Origin of the sequence: Nostoc sp. (genome assembly GCF_036919815.1) — a bacterium.
In the GTDB taxonomy this organism is placed as follows: Bacteria; Cyanobacteriota; Cyanobacteriia; order Cyanobacteriales; family Nostocaceae; genus Nostoc.
In genome coordinates this window covers 65,405-81,500 of record NZ_JBALCE010000006.1, presented here as the reverse complement: position 1 = coordinate 81,500, position 16,096 = coordinate 65,405, and the positions used below count along the sequence as shown (strand labels likewise).

The 16,096-nt window shown below is 41.4% G+C and carries 13 protein-coding genes; 9 read left to right on the top strand and 4 right to left on the bottom strand.

Annotated elements, in window-relative coordinates; genetic code table 11:
- Positions 1–30: 30 nt before the first annotated feature.
- On the bottom strand, positions 31–693 hold the full coding sequence (locus V7K15_RS01855; protein ID WP_334902537.1) for a response regulator transcription factor: 663 nt from the start codon (positions 691–693) through the stop codon (positions 31–33).
- Positions 693–1,964, bottom strand: coding sequence for a sensor histidine kinase (locus V7K15_RS01850; protein WP_334902504.1), 1,272 nt, complete (start codon positions 1,962–1,964; stop codon positions 693–695). Before V7K15_RS01850 ends, V7K15_RS01855 begins: the two co-directional genes overlap by 1 nt.
- 329 nt (positions 1,965–2,293) lie before the next feature.
- Here V7K15_RS01850 and V7K15_RS01845 point away from each other — a divergent pair, with 329 nt between their 5' ends.
- From V7K15_RS01845 to V7K15_RS01835, 3 genes are all read left to right on the top strand, one after another.
- Positions 2,294–2,806, top strand: coding sequence for a Spy/CpxP family protein refolding chaperone (locus tag V7K15_RS01845; RefSeq protein ID WP_334902503.1), 513 nt, complete (start codon positions 2,294–2,296; stop codon positions 2,804–2,806).
- A gap of 241 nt (positions 2,807–3,047) precedes the next feature.
- Positions 3,048–3,290, top strand: a complete 243-nt coding sequence (gene sipA, locus V7K15_RS01840; RefSeq protein WP_292803662.1) for a regulatory protein SipA — start codon at positions 3,048–3,050, stop codon at positions 3,288–3,290.
- A gap of 38 nt (positions 3,291–3,328) precedes the next feature.
- On the top strand, positions 3,329–3,886 hold the full coding sequence (locus V7K15_RS01835) for a peroxiredoxin (protein ID WP_334902536.1): 558 nt from the start codon (positions 3,329–3,331) through the stop codon (positions 3,884–3,886).
- Positions 3,887–4,052: 166 nt separating this feature from the next.
- Here the strand turns inward: V7K15_RS01835 and modA are convergent, their stop codons facing one another.
- Positions 4,053–4,847, bottom strand: a complete 795-nt coding sequence (modA, locus tag V7K15_RS01830) for a molybdate ABC transporter substrate-binding protein (RefSeq protein ID WP_334902501.1) — start codon at positions 4,845–4,847, stop codon at positions 4,053–4,055.
- Positions 4,848–4,941: 94 nt separating this feature from the next.
- On the opposite strand from modA, the gene V7K15_RS01825 reads away from it, so the two are divergent.
- Positions 4,942–5,385 (top strand): TOBE domain-containing protein, encoded by a 444-nt coding sequence (locus V7K15_RS01825; RefSeq protein ID WP_334902499.1) that lies wholly within the window; start codon positions 4,942–4,944, stop codon positions 5,383–5,385.
- Between the two features lie 339 nt (positions 5,386–5,724).
- Here the strand turns inward: V7K15_RS01825 and V7K15_RS01820 are convergent, their stop codons facing one another.
- The gene (locus tag V7K15_RS01820) at positions 5,725–7,344 is read right to left on the bottom strand and encodes a cyclic peptide export ABC transporter (protein WP_334902497.1); all 1,620 of its coding nucleotides are present in this window, start codon (positions 7,342–7,344) and stop codon (positions 5,725–5,727) included.
- 830 nt (positions 7,345–8,174) lie between these two features.
- Between V7K15_RS01820 and V7K15_RS01815 the strand changes: the two genes are divergently transcribed.
- The 5 genes from V7K15_RS01815 to hpnJ all read left to right on the top strand — a co-directional run bounded on the left by V7K15_RS01815 (position 8,175) and on the right by hpnJ (position 16,038).
- A complete protein-coding gene (locus V7K15_RS01815) occupies positions 8,175–10,052 on the top strand; it encodes an NAD(P)H-quinone oxidoreductase subunit F (RefSeq protein ID WP_334902495.1) in 1,878 nt (625 codons plus the stop codon).
- Between the two features lie 51 nt (positions 10,053–10,103).
- Positions 10,104–10,817 carry a carbonic anhydrase gene (locus tag V7K15_RS01810; RefSeq protein ID WP_334902493.1) on the top strand — a complete coding sequence of 238 codons (714 nt, stop codon included), beginning with the start codon at positions 10,104–10,106 and terminating at the stop codon, positions 10,815–10,817.
- A gap of 192 nt (positions 10,818–11,009) precedes the next feature.
- Positions 11,010–12,506, top strand: a complete 1,497-nt coding sequence (locus V7K15_RS01805) for an NADH-quinone oxidoreductase subunit M (protein WP_334902491.1) — start codon at positions 11,010–11,012, stop codon at positions 12,504–12,506.
- Between the two features lie 98 nt (positions 12,507–12,604).
- Positions 12,605–13,912 (top strand): CO2 hydration protein, encoded by a 1,308-nt coding sequence (locus tag V7K15_RS01800; protein WP_334902489.1) that lies wholly within the window; start codon positions 12,605–12,607, stop codon positions 13,910–13,912.
- Between the two features lie 671 nt (positions 13,913–14,583).
- Positions 14,584–16,038, top strand: a complete 1,455-nt coding sequence (gene hpnJ, locus V7K15_RS01795; protein ID WP_334902487.1) for a hopanoid biosynthesis associated radical SAM protein HpnJ — start codon at positions 14,584–14,586, stop codon at positions 16,036–16,038.
- Positions 16,039–16,096 lie beyond the last annotated feature (58 nt).

The following is a 16,096-nucleotide window of genomic DNA, read 5'->3' as shown; positions in this document are numbered from 1 at the left end:
TAGAGGTTATAATTATAAATTACGAATTAATTAACTTGGCTCTTTCAAATAGGATAAATATGTATTTGCCCAAATTGCAGCTTGAGTGCGATCGCGCAAATTTAACCTGTTTAAAATATTCGTAACATGATTTTTTACCGTCCCCTCAGAAATGTAGAGTTGGTGAGCAATTTCTCGGTTACTAGCGCCTCTAGCAATTAACTGCAAAACCTCTTTTTCTCTAGGAGTAAGTTCACCTAAACTAGATGGTACAGGCAGTGACTGGCTTGGTGCAACATGAGAAAACTGAGTCAACAGTTTTTTAACTATACCTGGGCCTAGTTGAGTATATCCTTTATGAACAGCACGAATAGCAACAGCTAATTCTTCTGATGGTGTATCTTTCAATAAATAACCCATTGCTCCATTTTGCATCGCTGCTGATACATATTCATCATCATCAAAAGTCGTCAGTACTAAAATCTTAGTTTTGGCAAAACGTTTTTTAATCTCCCGCGTGGCTGCAACTCCATCCATAATCGGCATTCTGATATCCAATAATATTACATCTGGCTGTAATTGAGCAACTAAATTAATCGCCTGTTCCCCATTTTCTGCTTCTCCCACTATTTCTAAATCTGGTTCTAGTTCCAATAAAGCTTTTAAACCTTGACGAATTAAACTTTGGTCATCTACCAGCAACACTTTAATCATCATGTCAACCTCGCTAAGGGAATATTAACTGTAATTTTGCAACCAAAACCAAGAGCGCTATTAATATTAAACTCACCGCCTAGTGCTAAAGTGCGATCGCGCATACTATGAAGTCCAAAACCGGTAGTATTTTGCCCTAAATCAAAACCTCTACCATTATCCTGAATTATCAATCGTAAATTATCTCTTGTCGTAGTAAGTTCTAATTTAACCTCGGTTGCAGATGCATATTTAGATATATTTGTCAAAGATTCTTGAGTAATCCGGTAAATAGCAGTGTTGATTTCAGGTGGCAGAGAATATTCTAGGTTGATTTGATAAATTGGTAAAATGCCATTCGAGTGATGAAAATTTTCTGAAAGACTAGCGATCGCCCGTTCTAAAGACTGCTCTTGTAAGGGATTAGAACGCATAGTAGAAACAGATTGACGGACATCTTTTAGGGCTTTTGAACCTAATTCTTTTGCTGTTGCTAGAAATGTTTCAGCCTTAATTGGGTTAGATTGCCACAGTTTTAAAGCAGTTTCTAATTGCAGATTTAAAGCAGTTAGAGAGTGTCCTAATGAATCATGAATTTCACGAGCAATGCGGTTACGTTCTTCCAAGGTAGCTTGATTTTCAATTCGCATGGCATATTGACGGAGTTTTTCGTTAGCGATCGCTAATTTTTCTCTACTGTGCCGTTCCGATAATACTGCATTCATCATCAACAACACAAAAACTAAACTTAAGCCAAATACTAGCGACCAATTCAAGCTCAGAAATCGAGATCGTTCTTGTGCTTGTGGTGATGCTTGAAAATTGAATAACTGGTATTTGAGTTGTGTAGTAAATAGAAACAATGTAAATGATAGACTTGTAACGAATAAACGCCCAGGTAGCTGAAAAATTAAACAACTGCGAGTCACTAAAATTATGTAAAGAAAGGGGAAAAGGCGAGCAAATCTCTCACCAAAAAGTCCAGTCATTAAAATCAACAAAATTTCAATAGCTGTATAGATTACCTTCGTTATCTGGTTATTCCTGGGTAATCTTAAGCCCATTAAGGCAAAAATAATCAGACTATAAATTGACAGTTGCGGCAATATGTTACAAACTGACAAGTCTGGAAATACACCACAAATTGATAGTTCTGGAGGTGGAGGTCTATGACGAAATTGCCGTAACGGAGGTGGTATAACTGCTGTCAATGCAGTAATCACTAGTAGTGTCCACTCCAGATAAAGCAGAGACGGAAAAGGATGTTTCTTAATTTGAATTAGACGAATCATCAGTTGCTTCGCTCCAGTTATGGATTAGTTAGGAGTTAGGAGTTAGGAGTTCCGAATATTTGAGCCGCGTTAAACAAAATAATTTTCACAACTCAGATAGGATTGCTATATAAATCAATCATAATAAAAATCTTGCTCATTCCAAATTCCTAACTCTTAACTCTTAACTTTCAACTACCCACTCCTAACTATTTATTGTCAATCACATTTGTCAAAATTGAATCATGACTTTAGTCACGGGTAAAACCATGACTTTCTCCTCATGTGACTACTGAAGATAAGTTCTTATGATAGTGGCATCCAACCAAGAAAAAACCACGAGACAAGTTATGAAACTCAAAGCATTATCACTAGTCGCTGGAGCTATCGCTCTAACTTTAACTGCAACCTCCTTTGCTGTTCACGCCCAAACAGCCTCTGCTTCACCCGTGCTACTTGCACAAACTCCACAAAAAGAAAGAGGCCCTTGGAAAGACTTGAATCTAACAGATGCCCAAAAAAGCCAAATTCAGACAATTCGCCGTGATAGCCGCACCAAAATGGAGGCAGTTTTCACCCCAGAACAAAAGGCAAAATTAGATGCAGCAAAACAAGCGCATCGGGCTGAGTGGCAAGCACGTAAGGCTCAGGGGCAAACAGGTCAAGGACAACGGCAACCAGGTCAACATCATGGTCGCGGAAAAGGTGATTTTGCTGACTTAAATCTGAGTGAAGCACAGAAAACCGAAATACGACAAATTCGGGAGTCAGAAAAACAACAGATTCAAGGAGTCCTCAGCCCCGAACAGCGTCAAAAACTAGAACAATCACGTCCAAATCGTCAACAAAGGAATCCTGGATAATCCCCAATCTTTTAAAAAATACTTAATTAATCTGGGGTGGGCAGTGCTGCCCATCTAATTCCAAGATAGACATTGTTTTCGATAGTCAAAAATTAATAGACTTCTTGCAGAAGATGCGGAAAGGGGAAAAACTTCATCCCCTTTCCCTTTCCCTATTTATCCCCATACGCAATTTAGTAGACTTTAAGCTAGTTATGAGTTATGAGTTATGAGTTAATTCAAAACTCCTAGCTTGATTAAGATGTCCAAAGAATTTGCAATTGGTAGTAAAGTCCGTGTCGTGGCACTACCAGCCTACGTCAAAACTGCTGAACCTATGCCGATGCTGCGCCCACCTGATGTAATTCACATTGGCGAAGAGGGTATAGTCATTGACCGCAGACCGGGTGGATATTGGGGTATTCGCTTCGCTAGGGGAGCCTTTCTCTTAGATAGCCAATACATCGAAAGCACAGATACCCCTGAGATTAGTAGTGACCAATAATTGTAAACTTGTGTAAAGTTGTGATTCTGGTTTGCACCATGATTTCCCGCCGCACTTTTTTAAGCATATTATTTGCCAGCTGTATTTCTATGATCAGCTGGCTGAATTTTACCCCTGCTGCTGATGCTCTTGGTGGTAAACTTCCTGCAATTAATCAACCCGCGCCAGAGTTTACTTTGCCAACTAATACAGGTGATGGCAAAATTTCCCTCTCTGACTTGCGCGGTAAGTGGCTAGTCCTCTACTTTTATCCTAAAGACTTCACCTCTGGTTGTACTATAGAGGCTCGTCGTTTTCAGCAAGACTTACCCCAATACCTGCAAAAAAACGCCCAGATTATTGGCGTAAGTGCTGATGATATTGATTCTCACGCCAAATTTTGTGATTCAGAGGGACTAAAATTTCCCCTGTTGGCTGATACTAATGGTTCAGTGAGTAAAGCTTATGGTTCCTGGCTCGGCTTTTTATCTATGCGCCACAGTTTTATCATCGATCCTCAAGGCGTCTTGCGCGAGACTTTTGTCAAAGTCAACCCAACTATTCACAGTTCAGAAGTGCTAGCACGACTAGAAAAATTACAGTCCGCAACTTCTTAGACCTTTATTAGGGATTTCCAACAAATAAATTATCCAATCTTGCCGGGTGGGCCGAAAAGCCCGCTTTTGGCTGGCTATGGGCGGACGAGACGCCCACCCCACAATCAGTAGTTGAGTATTATTTTTATTTGTCAGTCCCTTAACTAGATAAGGGGCTTATTCTTCTTTAAGGTACAATAAACCCATCTTTTTTGAGTACAGTTTTGACTTGACTACTAGATAGAAACTCGACAAACTCTTTGGCAGCAGAAGTATTTTTACTGCTTTTAATTATTGCTACCGGATAGACAATCGGTGAGTGAAACTTATCATCAGCAGCGACTACGACTTTTACCTTGTTGGAGATTTTGGCATCAGTGGCATAAACTAAACCCGCTTCGGCGTTACCACTTTCTACTGCTGCCAAAACTTGACGCACATTGTTAGCAAAAACCAATTTTGACTTGACCTGATCATAAAGTTTCAATTTCTTTAATACTTGCTCTCCATATTGACCGGCGGGTACACTTCTGGGTTCACCGATCGCAATTTTTTTAATCTTACTATCTCTTAAATCGTAGAAGCTAGCGATGCCAACAACATCCTGAGCCACAATCAAGACTAGACGGTTATTTGCCAGGTTAGTACGGCTACCTGTTAGCAAGAGTCCTTTTTCTTCCAAGGCATCCATTTGCTTTTTGCCAGCAGAAATAAAGATATCTGCTGGCGCCCCTTGCTCAATCTGTTGCTGTAAAGCACCAGAAGCCCCAAAGTTATAACTAATATTCACATCTGATTTACTTTGTTGGTAAAGAGGCTTAATTTCTTCCATTGCCTCTTTTAAGCTGGCGGCTGCGGACACGAGTATGCTGGTGTTTGACTGTGCTATTACAGGAGAAGGAGTAATCAACGGTAAACCAATTGCTAGCAGCAAGCCAGCAACTGCTATACCCAGGAAGCTAAAAATGTGTCTTCTTTTCATAAAAAAGGTGCTTGACAGGTTTTTTTTCTAAAATTGATGCTACGTAGAATCGTAACAATAATACCAAGATTTTCCCAACTATATCGGTAAAATTATGCCTAGAAAAGAACAAGGGTGGGTCACATTCCAAACCTCAGAAGAGGAGCGAAAGATTTTGGAAGACTTTTGTGGACAGTCTCAGCGAACCAAGACTGAGATTCTTCGGGAATTGGTACGTGGTCTTAATCAACACTCTTCACCATCCAACTCGCTACCAACCATAAACACAGAAGAGGAAGATATCTACACTCAAAAGCCTGAGATAGAAATTAGTATTCAAAAGAAACCACTCAAAGTTAGCTCCCGCAATATTCTGAAGGGTGTTGTTAAACGAGTTGTCACCGGAGCCGTTAATAGTGAGGTGACGCTGGAGATTGTTCACAGAGTTGTGTTAACTTCGATTATCACCAGAGTATCGGTTGAAGAGTTGGGTTTGTCTGAAGGGAAAGAGGCTTATGCCGTTATTAAGTCCAACGATATAGTTATTGCCAGTGAATAGGTTGTGGCCGCTATTCTTACCGCAATTTTCGTCTTAAATAGACCAGGCAGTAGGGGCACAGAAAAAGCTCATACGTGTCAACTTAACGTGAAAGCCAGTCTATAACTAGCTTTTAGAGACTGTCTCGTTCCCAGTCTCCGACTGGGAATGCCGTTCTAGAGGCTCCGCCTCCCTTGCTGGCGGCAGAGCCACCAGGAGCAGCATTTCCAGCCTCTGGCTGGAAACGAGATTTGAAAAGACTTTTACCTTGACACCAATGAGCATTGCTGTGCCCCTACAATATATGTGGTTGAATTAAATGAAAAATGAAATAGCCCTGCTTTAACCAATACGCTTGGGTTAAGTTTTGTCATACTCTATTTGTCCATAGTCAAGTTTGATAATTCGGTTTGCTAAATGAAAATAGCGATCATCGTGGCTAATCACCAGCACTGTTTTGCCCCGCGATCGCAGTTCTGGTAAAAGTTGAGTGTAGAATATTTCTTTGAATACTGGATCTTGATCGGCTGCCCATTCATCAAATAGATAAATTGGTCGATCTTCCAAGTAGGCTGTGAGTAAAGCTAGCCGTTTACGTTGTCCTTGAGAAAGTGCTGTGGTGGAAAGTTGCCCATTTTCAACTTTCACTTTCTGGTCTAGTTGCAGTTGTTTTAAATATTTTGTGGCTTGAGCATCCAAGTGATAATTTTTTAATCCTAAAAGTTCTTCAAATAAATAAAAGTCGGAAAATACCACGGAAAAATGCTGACGATACCATTCTCTATTTTGTTCGCTAATTAACTCGTCATCAAACAAAATTTCGCCGTCATCAGGAATGTAAAGTCCAGTAATTAGTTTCGCTAGGGTAGATTTACCGCTACCATTGCCGCCGACAATGAAGACTAATTCTTGAGAATAAAGTGTCAAGTCGATGGGGCCAAAAATAAAGCTATTGTCTTCTTGATTTGTGTAGTAAGTGTGGGTAACACTTTGAAATTTCAAGCTGTGCCAGTCAGATTTAATCGTCGGTGGAACAGTCGATATTTCAGTTCGACTAGCTAGAGATAAACCCAATGAATCGATTTTTTGCAAGGCAATGCTGGCTTTGCTTAATAGGGGAAGTTTGCTGATGATGTTATCCATTGGTAACACCAAGTAAGTGAAGGTCAAAATGTAGCCAGAGAGAGTTTCGCTATTGATGGCAAGCAGATTAGGCAGCACAAACAAGACAAAACCGAGGGCAAAAAAGAAGACAAGTTGACCCCAGCTTGTAGTTATGGCAAAAAGGGTTAGACCGTTAACGTTGTGATGACGGAACTCGGTAGCAGTTGATTGCAGTTTTCCTTCTAAAAAGTCTTCACGCCGCCTGTAATTTAGTTTGAGTTCCTTGACTCCTTCGGTAATGGTGCGAAAATGTTTAAATAGATGATCTTCATCTTCACGAGCTAGAGCCAGCAATTTCCTTCCTCTGTTGAGTAGCCACTGACAACTAGCGATCGCTACTACTGAAATACCACAAACCATTAACAATACTAACCAAGAGAGCCAGGTTATATACGCTACGCAACCCAAAACGATCGCTAAATTAATAAAAATGAAAGGCATCTGATAAACAGCATTAGCAACCGCCTGAATATCTTCTGTGAGAGTTGCCAATAATCGAGGATTCCCTAAGCGTTCCAGATGACTCAACTTTGAAGCGAGAATTTGACGACTCAAACCCATCTGTAATTTCAAAACTGCATTCTGAGAAAGGCGAATCAGCATCACTTGAGAAATGATACTCGTAATTAGTGCAACTATTGCTAGCCCCACAAAACCCCAAATTATCGATGTGAGGCGGTAAGCAGAACTGTTACTAGCAGCATGGCTAATTAAGGCAATCAAGCCAGCACTACTACCGCCACTCAAGAATCCCGTAGCGATCGCGATCGCTACCATCCCCCACGAAGAACGCACCAACCATCGTAAAATCAACACTTTCAGCCTTTATTCTCTCTCAAATGCTCATCATCCGATGCTCAAAAGTTTTATTTCCAGTAGTTGAATACAACAATTAAGCATCACCCTGAAAAACTAATAGGTCAGATTTCGGCATCTGGTAGATTTGACGTAATTGTTTAATTGTACTATCAGACTGAGCTTTCACATTAATAGGACTTACGCACAAGTTACGGAATAACGTAGACGCTTCGGCTTGCCGCAGGCTACCACAGAGGCGCAGAGGACACACAAGAGTTGGGGAGACGCTGCGCGAACGGTGGAAATCAGAGTTTGAGAGATATTTTGCGTAAGTCCTAATTAAGTTAACACCAATGCAGAGCTAGCTGTACGCCCCTACTTATAGTGGATTTCAAGGCTGACTTTTCACGTCATCGGGAAAAGCCCACGAAAAACCAACCTCCGATACAGGAAGGGGGAAAATTCAAAGTCTCTCTCCTAAAAGGAGAGAGATTTAGAGAGAGGTTTTCTAGATGCCGTGAAAAGTCAGATTCTGACTCCTGAATTCTGCTGTATATCAATTAATAAAACTAATGATTACCATTGATTAATATCACGAGCAATTCATAGATAAAAAACAATAGCTATTATTCATTAATCAAATAGTCGATTATATAAGAATTAATTAGAGTAATTATCTCAAATTTATTTAGATAAAGTAATTCCATTTTGACAGATATAACGGTAAGCTGTTTCTAACAAGATTAAATAAAGATAAATTTGCATTATCTGCGGTCGCTGAGTTAGCTGGGATCAACACCAGTTGATTTTAAACCCCAAATTTTTGATGAAAATGTAGAGGTAATTTGATGGCTCAGTTTCTACTTGAGACTGTTTGGCTAGTTCCTTGCTATGCCTTAATAGGTGGCTTATTAGCCGTGCCTTGGTCGCCGGGGATCATTCGGAAAACCGGGCCAAGACCGGCGGGTTATGTAAATTTGGTGATGACATTTTTGGCGTTTGTACATAGTGCGATCGCTTTACAAGCAACTTGGAATCAGCCACCCCAAAATGTATTTATTCCTTGGTTATCTACGGCTGGTTTAGACTTAACCATTGCTTTAGAAATTTCCTCAGTGAGTGTCGGCGCTTTGGTTGTGATTAGTGGCTTGAATTTGCTGGCGCAGATTTATGCGATCGGCTACATGGAAATGGATTGGGGTTGGGGACGCTTCTATTCGTTATTAGGATTATTTGAAGCGGGACTATGTGCCCTTGTTCTGTGTAATAACTTGTTCTTTAGCTATGTAATTTTGGAAGTCCTCACACTGGGAACCTACCTCTTAGTGGGCTTATGGTTTAGCCAGCCGTTGGTAGTTTCAGGTGCTAGAGACGCTTTTTTAACCAAGCGGGTGGGAGACTTATTCTTGCTGATGGGCGTGTTGGCATTATGGCCTCTCGCCGGAACTTGGAATTATTCAGAACTAGCGCAGTGGGCGGCTACTGCAAATGTTAACCCAACAACAATGGCACTCGTAGGTTTAGCCTTAATTGCTGGACCGATGGGCAAATGTGCCCAGTTCCCCCTGCATCTATGGTTGGATGAAGCGATGGAAGGCCCTGTTCCCAGTACGATTTTGCGGAACTCGGTAGTAGTCGCTAGTGGTGCATGGGTGCTGATTAAATTGCAACCTGTGTTAACCCTCTCGCCCATAGTTTCCTCGGCAATGGTGGGTATTGGGGTTGTGACAGCGTTGGGTGCTTCTTTAATTGCGATCGCTCAAATTGATCTTAAACGCTGCCAATCCTATTCTGTCAGTGCATACATGGGTTTAGTATTCATCGCCGTGGGAGTGCAACAATCCGAAACGGCGCTGTTATTAGTACTCACCCATGCGATATCCGCAGCCCTGTTGGTGATGAGTACTGGGGGAATTATCTGGAATAGCATCACCCAAGATGTCACCCAATTAGGCGGATTGTGGACACGTCGCCCGATTTCCGCAATAGCTTTTATCGTCGGGACTTTGGGATTAATTGGTTTTCCACCCTTGGGTAGCTTTTGGGCATTGATCAAATTAGCAGATGGGTTGTGGGAAACGCAACCTTGGTTAGTGGGAGTTGTGATAGCGGTAAATACTTTAACAGCCGTGAGTTTAACCAGAGAATTCGGTTTAATTTTTGGCGGTAAACCTAGACAAATGAGTCAGCGATCGCCTGAAGCACACTGGCCGATGATTCTGCCAATGATGATTTTAGTTGGTGTCAGTCTACATCTTCCTTTAGTGTTGCAAAGCTTATCAATTTTACCAGATTGGGCAACTTTAAATAAAGATGTCGCACTACTTTTAATTTCGTCGAGTATTTTCGGTTGTAGCATTACTGGCGTGATTTATTTAGGCAATATTCCTAAACCGATCCGTCTCCCTTGGCAAGGTTTACAAGACTTGCTGGCATACGACTTTTACACTCCAAAACTCTATCGAATGACAATTATTTTCAGCGTTGCCAAAATTTCCCAACTTGCCGATATGATTGACCGCTTTGTAGTCGATGGCATCGTTAATTTAGTTGGTTTATTTTCGCTATTAGGTGGCGAAAGTCTCAAATACAGCACCTCTGGACAAACCCAGTTTTATGCCTTAACTGTTCTTCTCGGAGTAGGTGTTTTAGGAATGTGGGTAACTTGGCCATTTTGGGGAGTGCAGTTTTTAAATGTGATTTTTCAAATCTCGACAGTTGGGTAGTAGTAACTATGCTACTAAAAATTAACAGTTTAATATTGTGAGAATAATTCCATGAGCATAAAAGATTCTCAATTAAATCTTTCCAGAAGAAGTTTATTTAAGTTTGGTGCAGGTGCCATCGGTACAGGTGTTTTGACAGCCGGACTTAGCTCAAACTTACTTGCAGCCGAAAAAGCCCCAGCAGAGGATGAAATTACTCCCGATAAAGCATTGCAAGAATTACTAGATGGCAATGAAAGATTTGCCCAAAGAAAACGTCGTAATCCACACCAAACCTATTCACGTTTAGCCGAAATTGCCAAAGGTCAAAAGCCCTTTGCTTCTATTCTCAGTTGTGCAGATTCACGGGTACCTTCAGAAATTGTCTTTGACCAAGGACTTGGAGATTTATTTGTCTGCCGTGTAGCTGGGAATATTGCTACACGAGAAGAAATTGGTAGTCTAGAATTTGGCAGTTTAGTATTAGGTTCCAAAGTCATCTTAGTAGTGGGGCATGAAAGATGTGGTGCGGTAGATGCCGCGCTTAAAGGCGCTCCAGTACCAGGGCAAATTGGAAGTTTGCTTGAGGCAATTAAACCAAGTGTAGAAAGCTCAAAAGGAAAATCAGGAGATAAGTTAGAAAACGCTTGCAAAGCAAATGTTTTGGCACAAATTAAAACATTGAAATCATCCACAGTTTTATCTGAGTTAATCAAGGCAGAAAAGCTGAAAATAGTCGGAGCTTATTACGATTTAGATACTGGCAGAATCAGTATAGTAGAGTAGCTTTTTAAATCTCGAATCTCGTTCCCAGGTGAACTTGTAAATGCACCTTATTGCGGTGCTGGCACCAATTCCGAGACAATTACAGCAGTCCTAAATCATTCGTGAAAACTTAGATCCTCGACTTCTTTAAGAAGTCTGGGATATGAACACAGCGAACTTTAAATTACCAATTTTTTAAACTACCAAATTACCATGTTAAGTATCTTGATTTGGCTGCCGATTTTCTCTGCTATTTTCATAGCGGTACTACCTCTAAATATCCCTAAAAATCGCATTCGTTTAACAGCATTAGTTTTTTCTGGGATAGTTCTATTGTGGAACCTTTTTATCCTGCTAAAATTTGATATCAGTAATCCAGGAATGCAATTTAAAGAGTATTTGCCCTGGAATGAAACCCTTGGTTTGAGCTATCAATTAGGTGTTGATGGGCTTTCGATATTGATGTTGGTGTTAAATAGCCTGCTGACCTGGATTGCTATTTACAGCAGTAGTAAAGAAACTGAACGTCCTCGGCTGTTCTACTCGATGATTTTATTAGTTAGTGGAGGAGTCGCAGGTGCTTTTGTCGCGGAAAATTTACTGCTATTTTTCCTATTCTACGAACTAGAATTAATCCCCTTCTACTTACTAATTTCAATTTGGGGAGGAGAAAAACGGGGTTATGCTGGGATTAAATTCCTGATTTATACTGCTGTTTCAGGAGCCTTAATTCTGGCGACATTCTTGGGTATGGTGTGGCTGAGTGGTTCTACCAATTTTGCTTTTGATGCAGTCTCTACAGAAAACTTGTCAATAGCTAAACAACTCCTTTTACTAACAGGAATAGTATTAGGTTTTGGGATTAAAATTCCCTTAATTCCCTTCCATACTTGGCTACCTGATGCTTATGTTGAGGCTTCAGCACCAATTGCTATTCTTCTTGGTGGCGTGTTGGCAAAGCTGGGAACCTATGGATTGTTGCGATTTGGGTTGGGTATGTTTCCCCATGCTTGGAGTATTATTGCACCGAATCTAGCGATTTGGGGAGCACTCAGCACTATTTATGGGGCAGTAATTGCGATCGCTCAAAAAGATATCAAACGCATGGTAGCATACAGTTCTATCGGTCACATGGGCTATGTAGTGCTAGCTGCTGCCGCCGGTACTCCTTTAGCACTTGTGGGTGCAGTCGCCCAAATGTTTAGCCACGGTATCATCCTGGCGATTCTTTTCCATTTGGTGGGAGTCGTGGAAGCTAAAGTTGGCACCCGCGAGTTAGATAAACTCAATGGTTTGATGAGTCCCATACGCGGTTTACCCCTAATTAGTGCGCTACTAGTTTTAAGTGGTATGGCTAGTGCTGGTATTCCCGGTTTAACAGGATTCATTGCCGAATTTATCGTCTTTCAAGGTAGTTTCTCTATCTTTCCCATCTCGACAATTTTGTGTGTAGTAGCTAGTGGATTAACCGCAGTTTATTTTGTCATTCTCCTCAACCGCACCTGTTTTGGCAGACTCGATAACTTAGCCTACTATCCCAAAGTTTTATGGTCTGAGAAAATACCAGCTTTAATTTTGGCAGCTTTTATCATCTTTTTGGGAGTACAACCCACTTGGTTAGTGCGTTGGAGTGAATCCACAACTACAACAATGGTGGCTGCAATTCCCTCTTTGGAAAAAACCGTCATCTCTGAAGTAGCGGTGAAATAGGAAATAAATCAAAACACTTGTAGAGACGGCGATTTATCGCGTCTCAAAACCTATCCCCCAGACGCGATAAATCGCGTCTCTACCAATTTACGATTACCATGACAGCAATTAAAACAGCAATTAAATTACCTCCTTCTAATCACGAATTTGCCGAAGTAATTCACCGCTTAGAAGCAGGCGGTGCAATGTTACCCGATACCCCAGAAAATTTGATGCAAATCATCGGTTTATACAAAGCTTATGCTGTGCCGATGGATTTTTACTGGCGTGACCTACTTTATATTGCCGAACGCGAATTTTTAAACCCGTTGCCTTTCTTTAAATACTTTTTACCCAAAGAGTATTTAGAACTGCATAATCATTATGCTGGCGATGATGCCGATTTACGAATTTGGCGCGGCGAAGCTACTGCACATCCAGAACTTTTGGCATTTATTGAGAAGGGTGAAACTTTCAAAATGCCGAAGTTGTTGCATCACTTGTTCCACGATCGCATTAACATGGAATTTGCGGAAGCTTGTATGCGGGCGATGTTATGGCACAGGGGGATGGGTGGGCAATTTGACCCTTACCTAGATTCAGAAGAATACAAAGCCAACGCTGACAAGGCAATTAAAGCTTACTTCCAAGGGAATCCCGTAATGCTGGGACTTTACAAGCTGTTCCCCGATATGTTTTTGGAACAGTGCCGCCAGATGTCATACTACGCTAATCTGGGCTTATTCTGGGAAATCATGGCCCCAGTATTCTTTGAAATGTCCGACCGCTATGACGAAGGGACAATTAGCAGCGTCCCAGAGGCGATGAGCTTCTTAGTTAATGGTATATTTGCGATCGCAGGTCGTCCCATTTACCATCATGTTTATATTCGTGGCGAATGCTATGAAATTGTGCCCAAATCTAAGGGTTTCATGTGGCTATATGAAGCCGCATTACCCTATGTAGAAGCAGTTTTCTACCGCACTGCACCCTTCCGAGGCACAAAATCTTATAATGCTCAAGCGCGTCAAGTACCGGAAGACCAAAAAGATTTTCACTATGGCATTCTTTACGCTGATGTATTTCCAGTGGGTACTGCTGGTATTCCTCCCACATTATTAATGCAAGATATGTTGCATTTTCTGCCACCATATCTTGTTGATTACTATAGCCAACATTGCCGGGGTGAAGAAGATATGTTGATTCAGTTGGGAGTTAGTTTTCAACGGTCGATGTACTGTGTCACTTCTGCGGTAATTCAAGCCTTGCGAACTGCGCTTTTATATCCATTAGATGACCAAAATCTTAATCATTTACAAGCCAATCGAGATTTTTTTGAGATGCAGCTAAATCGCTTTACTCGACCAGAATATAACATTCGGGATGCTGCTCGTTTGGGGAGTATTCAAAACCAAGATTATAGATAATAAATTCCCCCAAGCCTCCTTTTTAACTCCAGGGTTGTTTCATAGGAAAAAACAAAAATACATAACCCGGATTTCTCGTTTTGTGGGATGGGTTTTTCCTGCTCTCCAAATCTCTCACCCACGCGGAGGCTACGGTGTACACACAAGTCAAATTACCCCCCTTAATCCCCCCTTATAAAGGGGGGAAAGAGGAATCTAATTTCCTCCCCAATGCATCGGGGAGGTGGGGTAAAACTGACGCGAAAAACTAGGTGAGTAAACTATTTCAGACTTGTGTATACGCAAGTCATCGAATTACTCAAAACAAAAACCTCACCCTGTCCTGACTTTAATCCCTCTCCTTACTAAGGAGAGGGACAGGTTTTGCGTAGCAAAACCAGGGTGAGGTTTTATTCGAGAAACCGTAAATTGTTAGGACTGACGCAAAGGTTAAACTTATTTAACGAATATTTTGCTATGAATATACATATTTAGTCATTATCGTCAACTTTCTGAAAAATGGCCAAGCCAGCACTAAAAGCAGGTAATATTGAAAACTTGATTCACATTGGACTTATGGGACATCATTTAAATAAATCATTTAGGACTGCGATCGGTTATGCTACTTTTGAGGTTTTATCCTAAAGAAGTGTTAGGTAGAAGCCCTGAACTATATATGAGAAAATATATCTATGAAAAAAACTTTGTTTCTCAGTCCTCCTTCCTTCGATGGGTTTGATGGTGGAGCAGGTTCCCGATACCAAGCCAAGCGCGAAATTACTTCCTTCTGGTATCCGACATGGCTGGCGCAACCCGCAGCCCTTGTGCCTGGGAGTAAGTTGATAGATGCACCACCACATGGGCAAACAGTCGAAGATGTCATCAAAATTGCTCAAGATTACGAGCTAATTATTATGCACACCAGCACGCCTTCGCTGCCTAATGATGTGAAGTGCGCCGAGACTATCAAAGCTCAAAACCCTAATATCCAGATTGGCTTGATTGGAGCGCACGTAGCAGTATTACCAGAGCAGACGCTGGTTGAAAACCCAATTATTGACTTTGTGTGTCGCCACGAATTCGACTATACCTGCAAAGAATTAGCAGAAGGTAAATCTTGGGAGGAAATCACAGGTTTAAGCTACCGCGATCGCCAGGGTAATATACGTCATAATGAAGACCGCCCCTTGATTCACGATTGGGATTCTCTGCCCAGTGTATTGCCGATTTATCACCGTGATTTGGATATTACCAAATACTTTATCGGCTACTTACTGCATCCATACATTTCCTTTTATACTGGGCGGGGCTGTCCAGCAAAATGTACCTTCTGCCTTTGGCCGCAAACAATTGGGGGACACATATACCGCACTAAAAGCCCAGAAGCTGTTGGGCGCGAGATGGAAGAAGCTAAAGCTCTCTTCGGCGACAAGGTGCGAGAATATATGTTTGATGACGACACCTTTACTATAGACAAACATCGTGCGATCGCAATTAGCGAACACATGCAGCGACTCAAACTGACTTGGAGTTGCAACGCCCGCGCCAATCTGGACTATGACACCCTTAAACAACTACGTGACAATGGCTTACGCCTACTATTAGTAGGATTTGAATCTGGCAATCAGCAAATTTTGGATGGGATTAAGAAAGGAGTCAAGCTAGAAGTAGCGCGGAAGTTTATGGACAATTGTCATAAACTTGGCATTACCGTACACGGCACATTTATCATTGGTTTACCCGACGAAACCCAAAAAACAATTGAGGAAACAGTCCGTTTTGCTTGCGATATTAGTCCTCATACAATTCAGGTTTCGATCGCAGCTCCCTATCCCGGAACAGAACTTTATCGTCAAGCCCAAGAAAATAATTGGTTTAGCAACAATTCCTTAGTTGCCAGTTCAGGAATTCAAATGTCTCCACTACAATATCCAAATCTCTCCAGTGCTGAGATTGAAGATGCTGTTGAGAAGATGTATCGTAAGTTCTACTTCCGTCCCAGAGCGATTATCCCAATTGTCAGCGAAATGCTCACCGATCCCCAAATGTTAGTGCGCCGCCTGCGTGAGGGGCGGGAATTTTTCTCCTACTTAAAAGATCGTCGCACCCAAGCAACTGCGAAAGCCGAATCAGTAGTTGTTAGTTAGTTGTTGATTGTTCTTTTTAGAGCAATTGACATAATACCATTTTGGATTGGGATCGGCA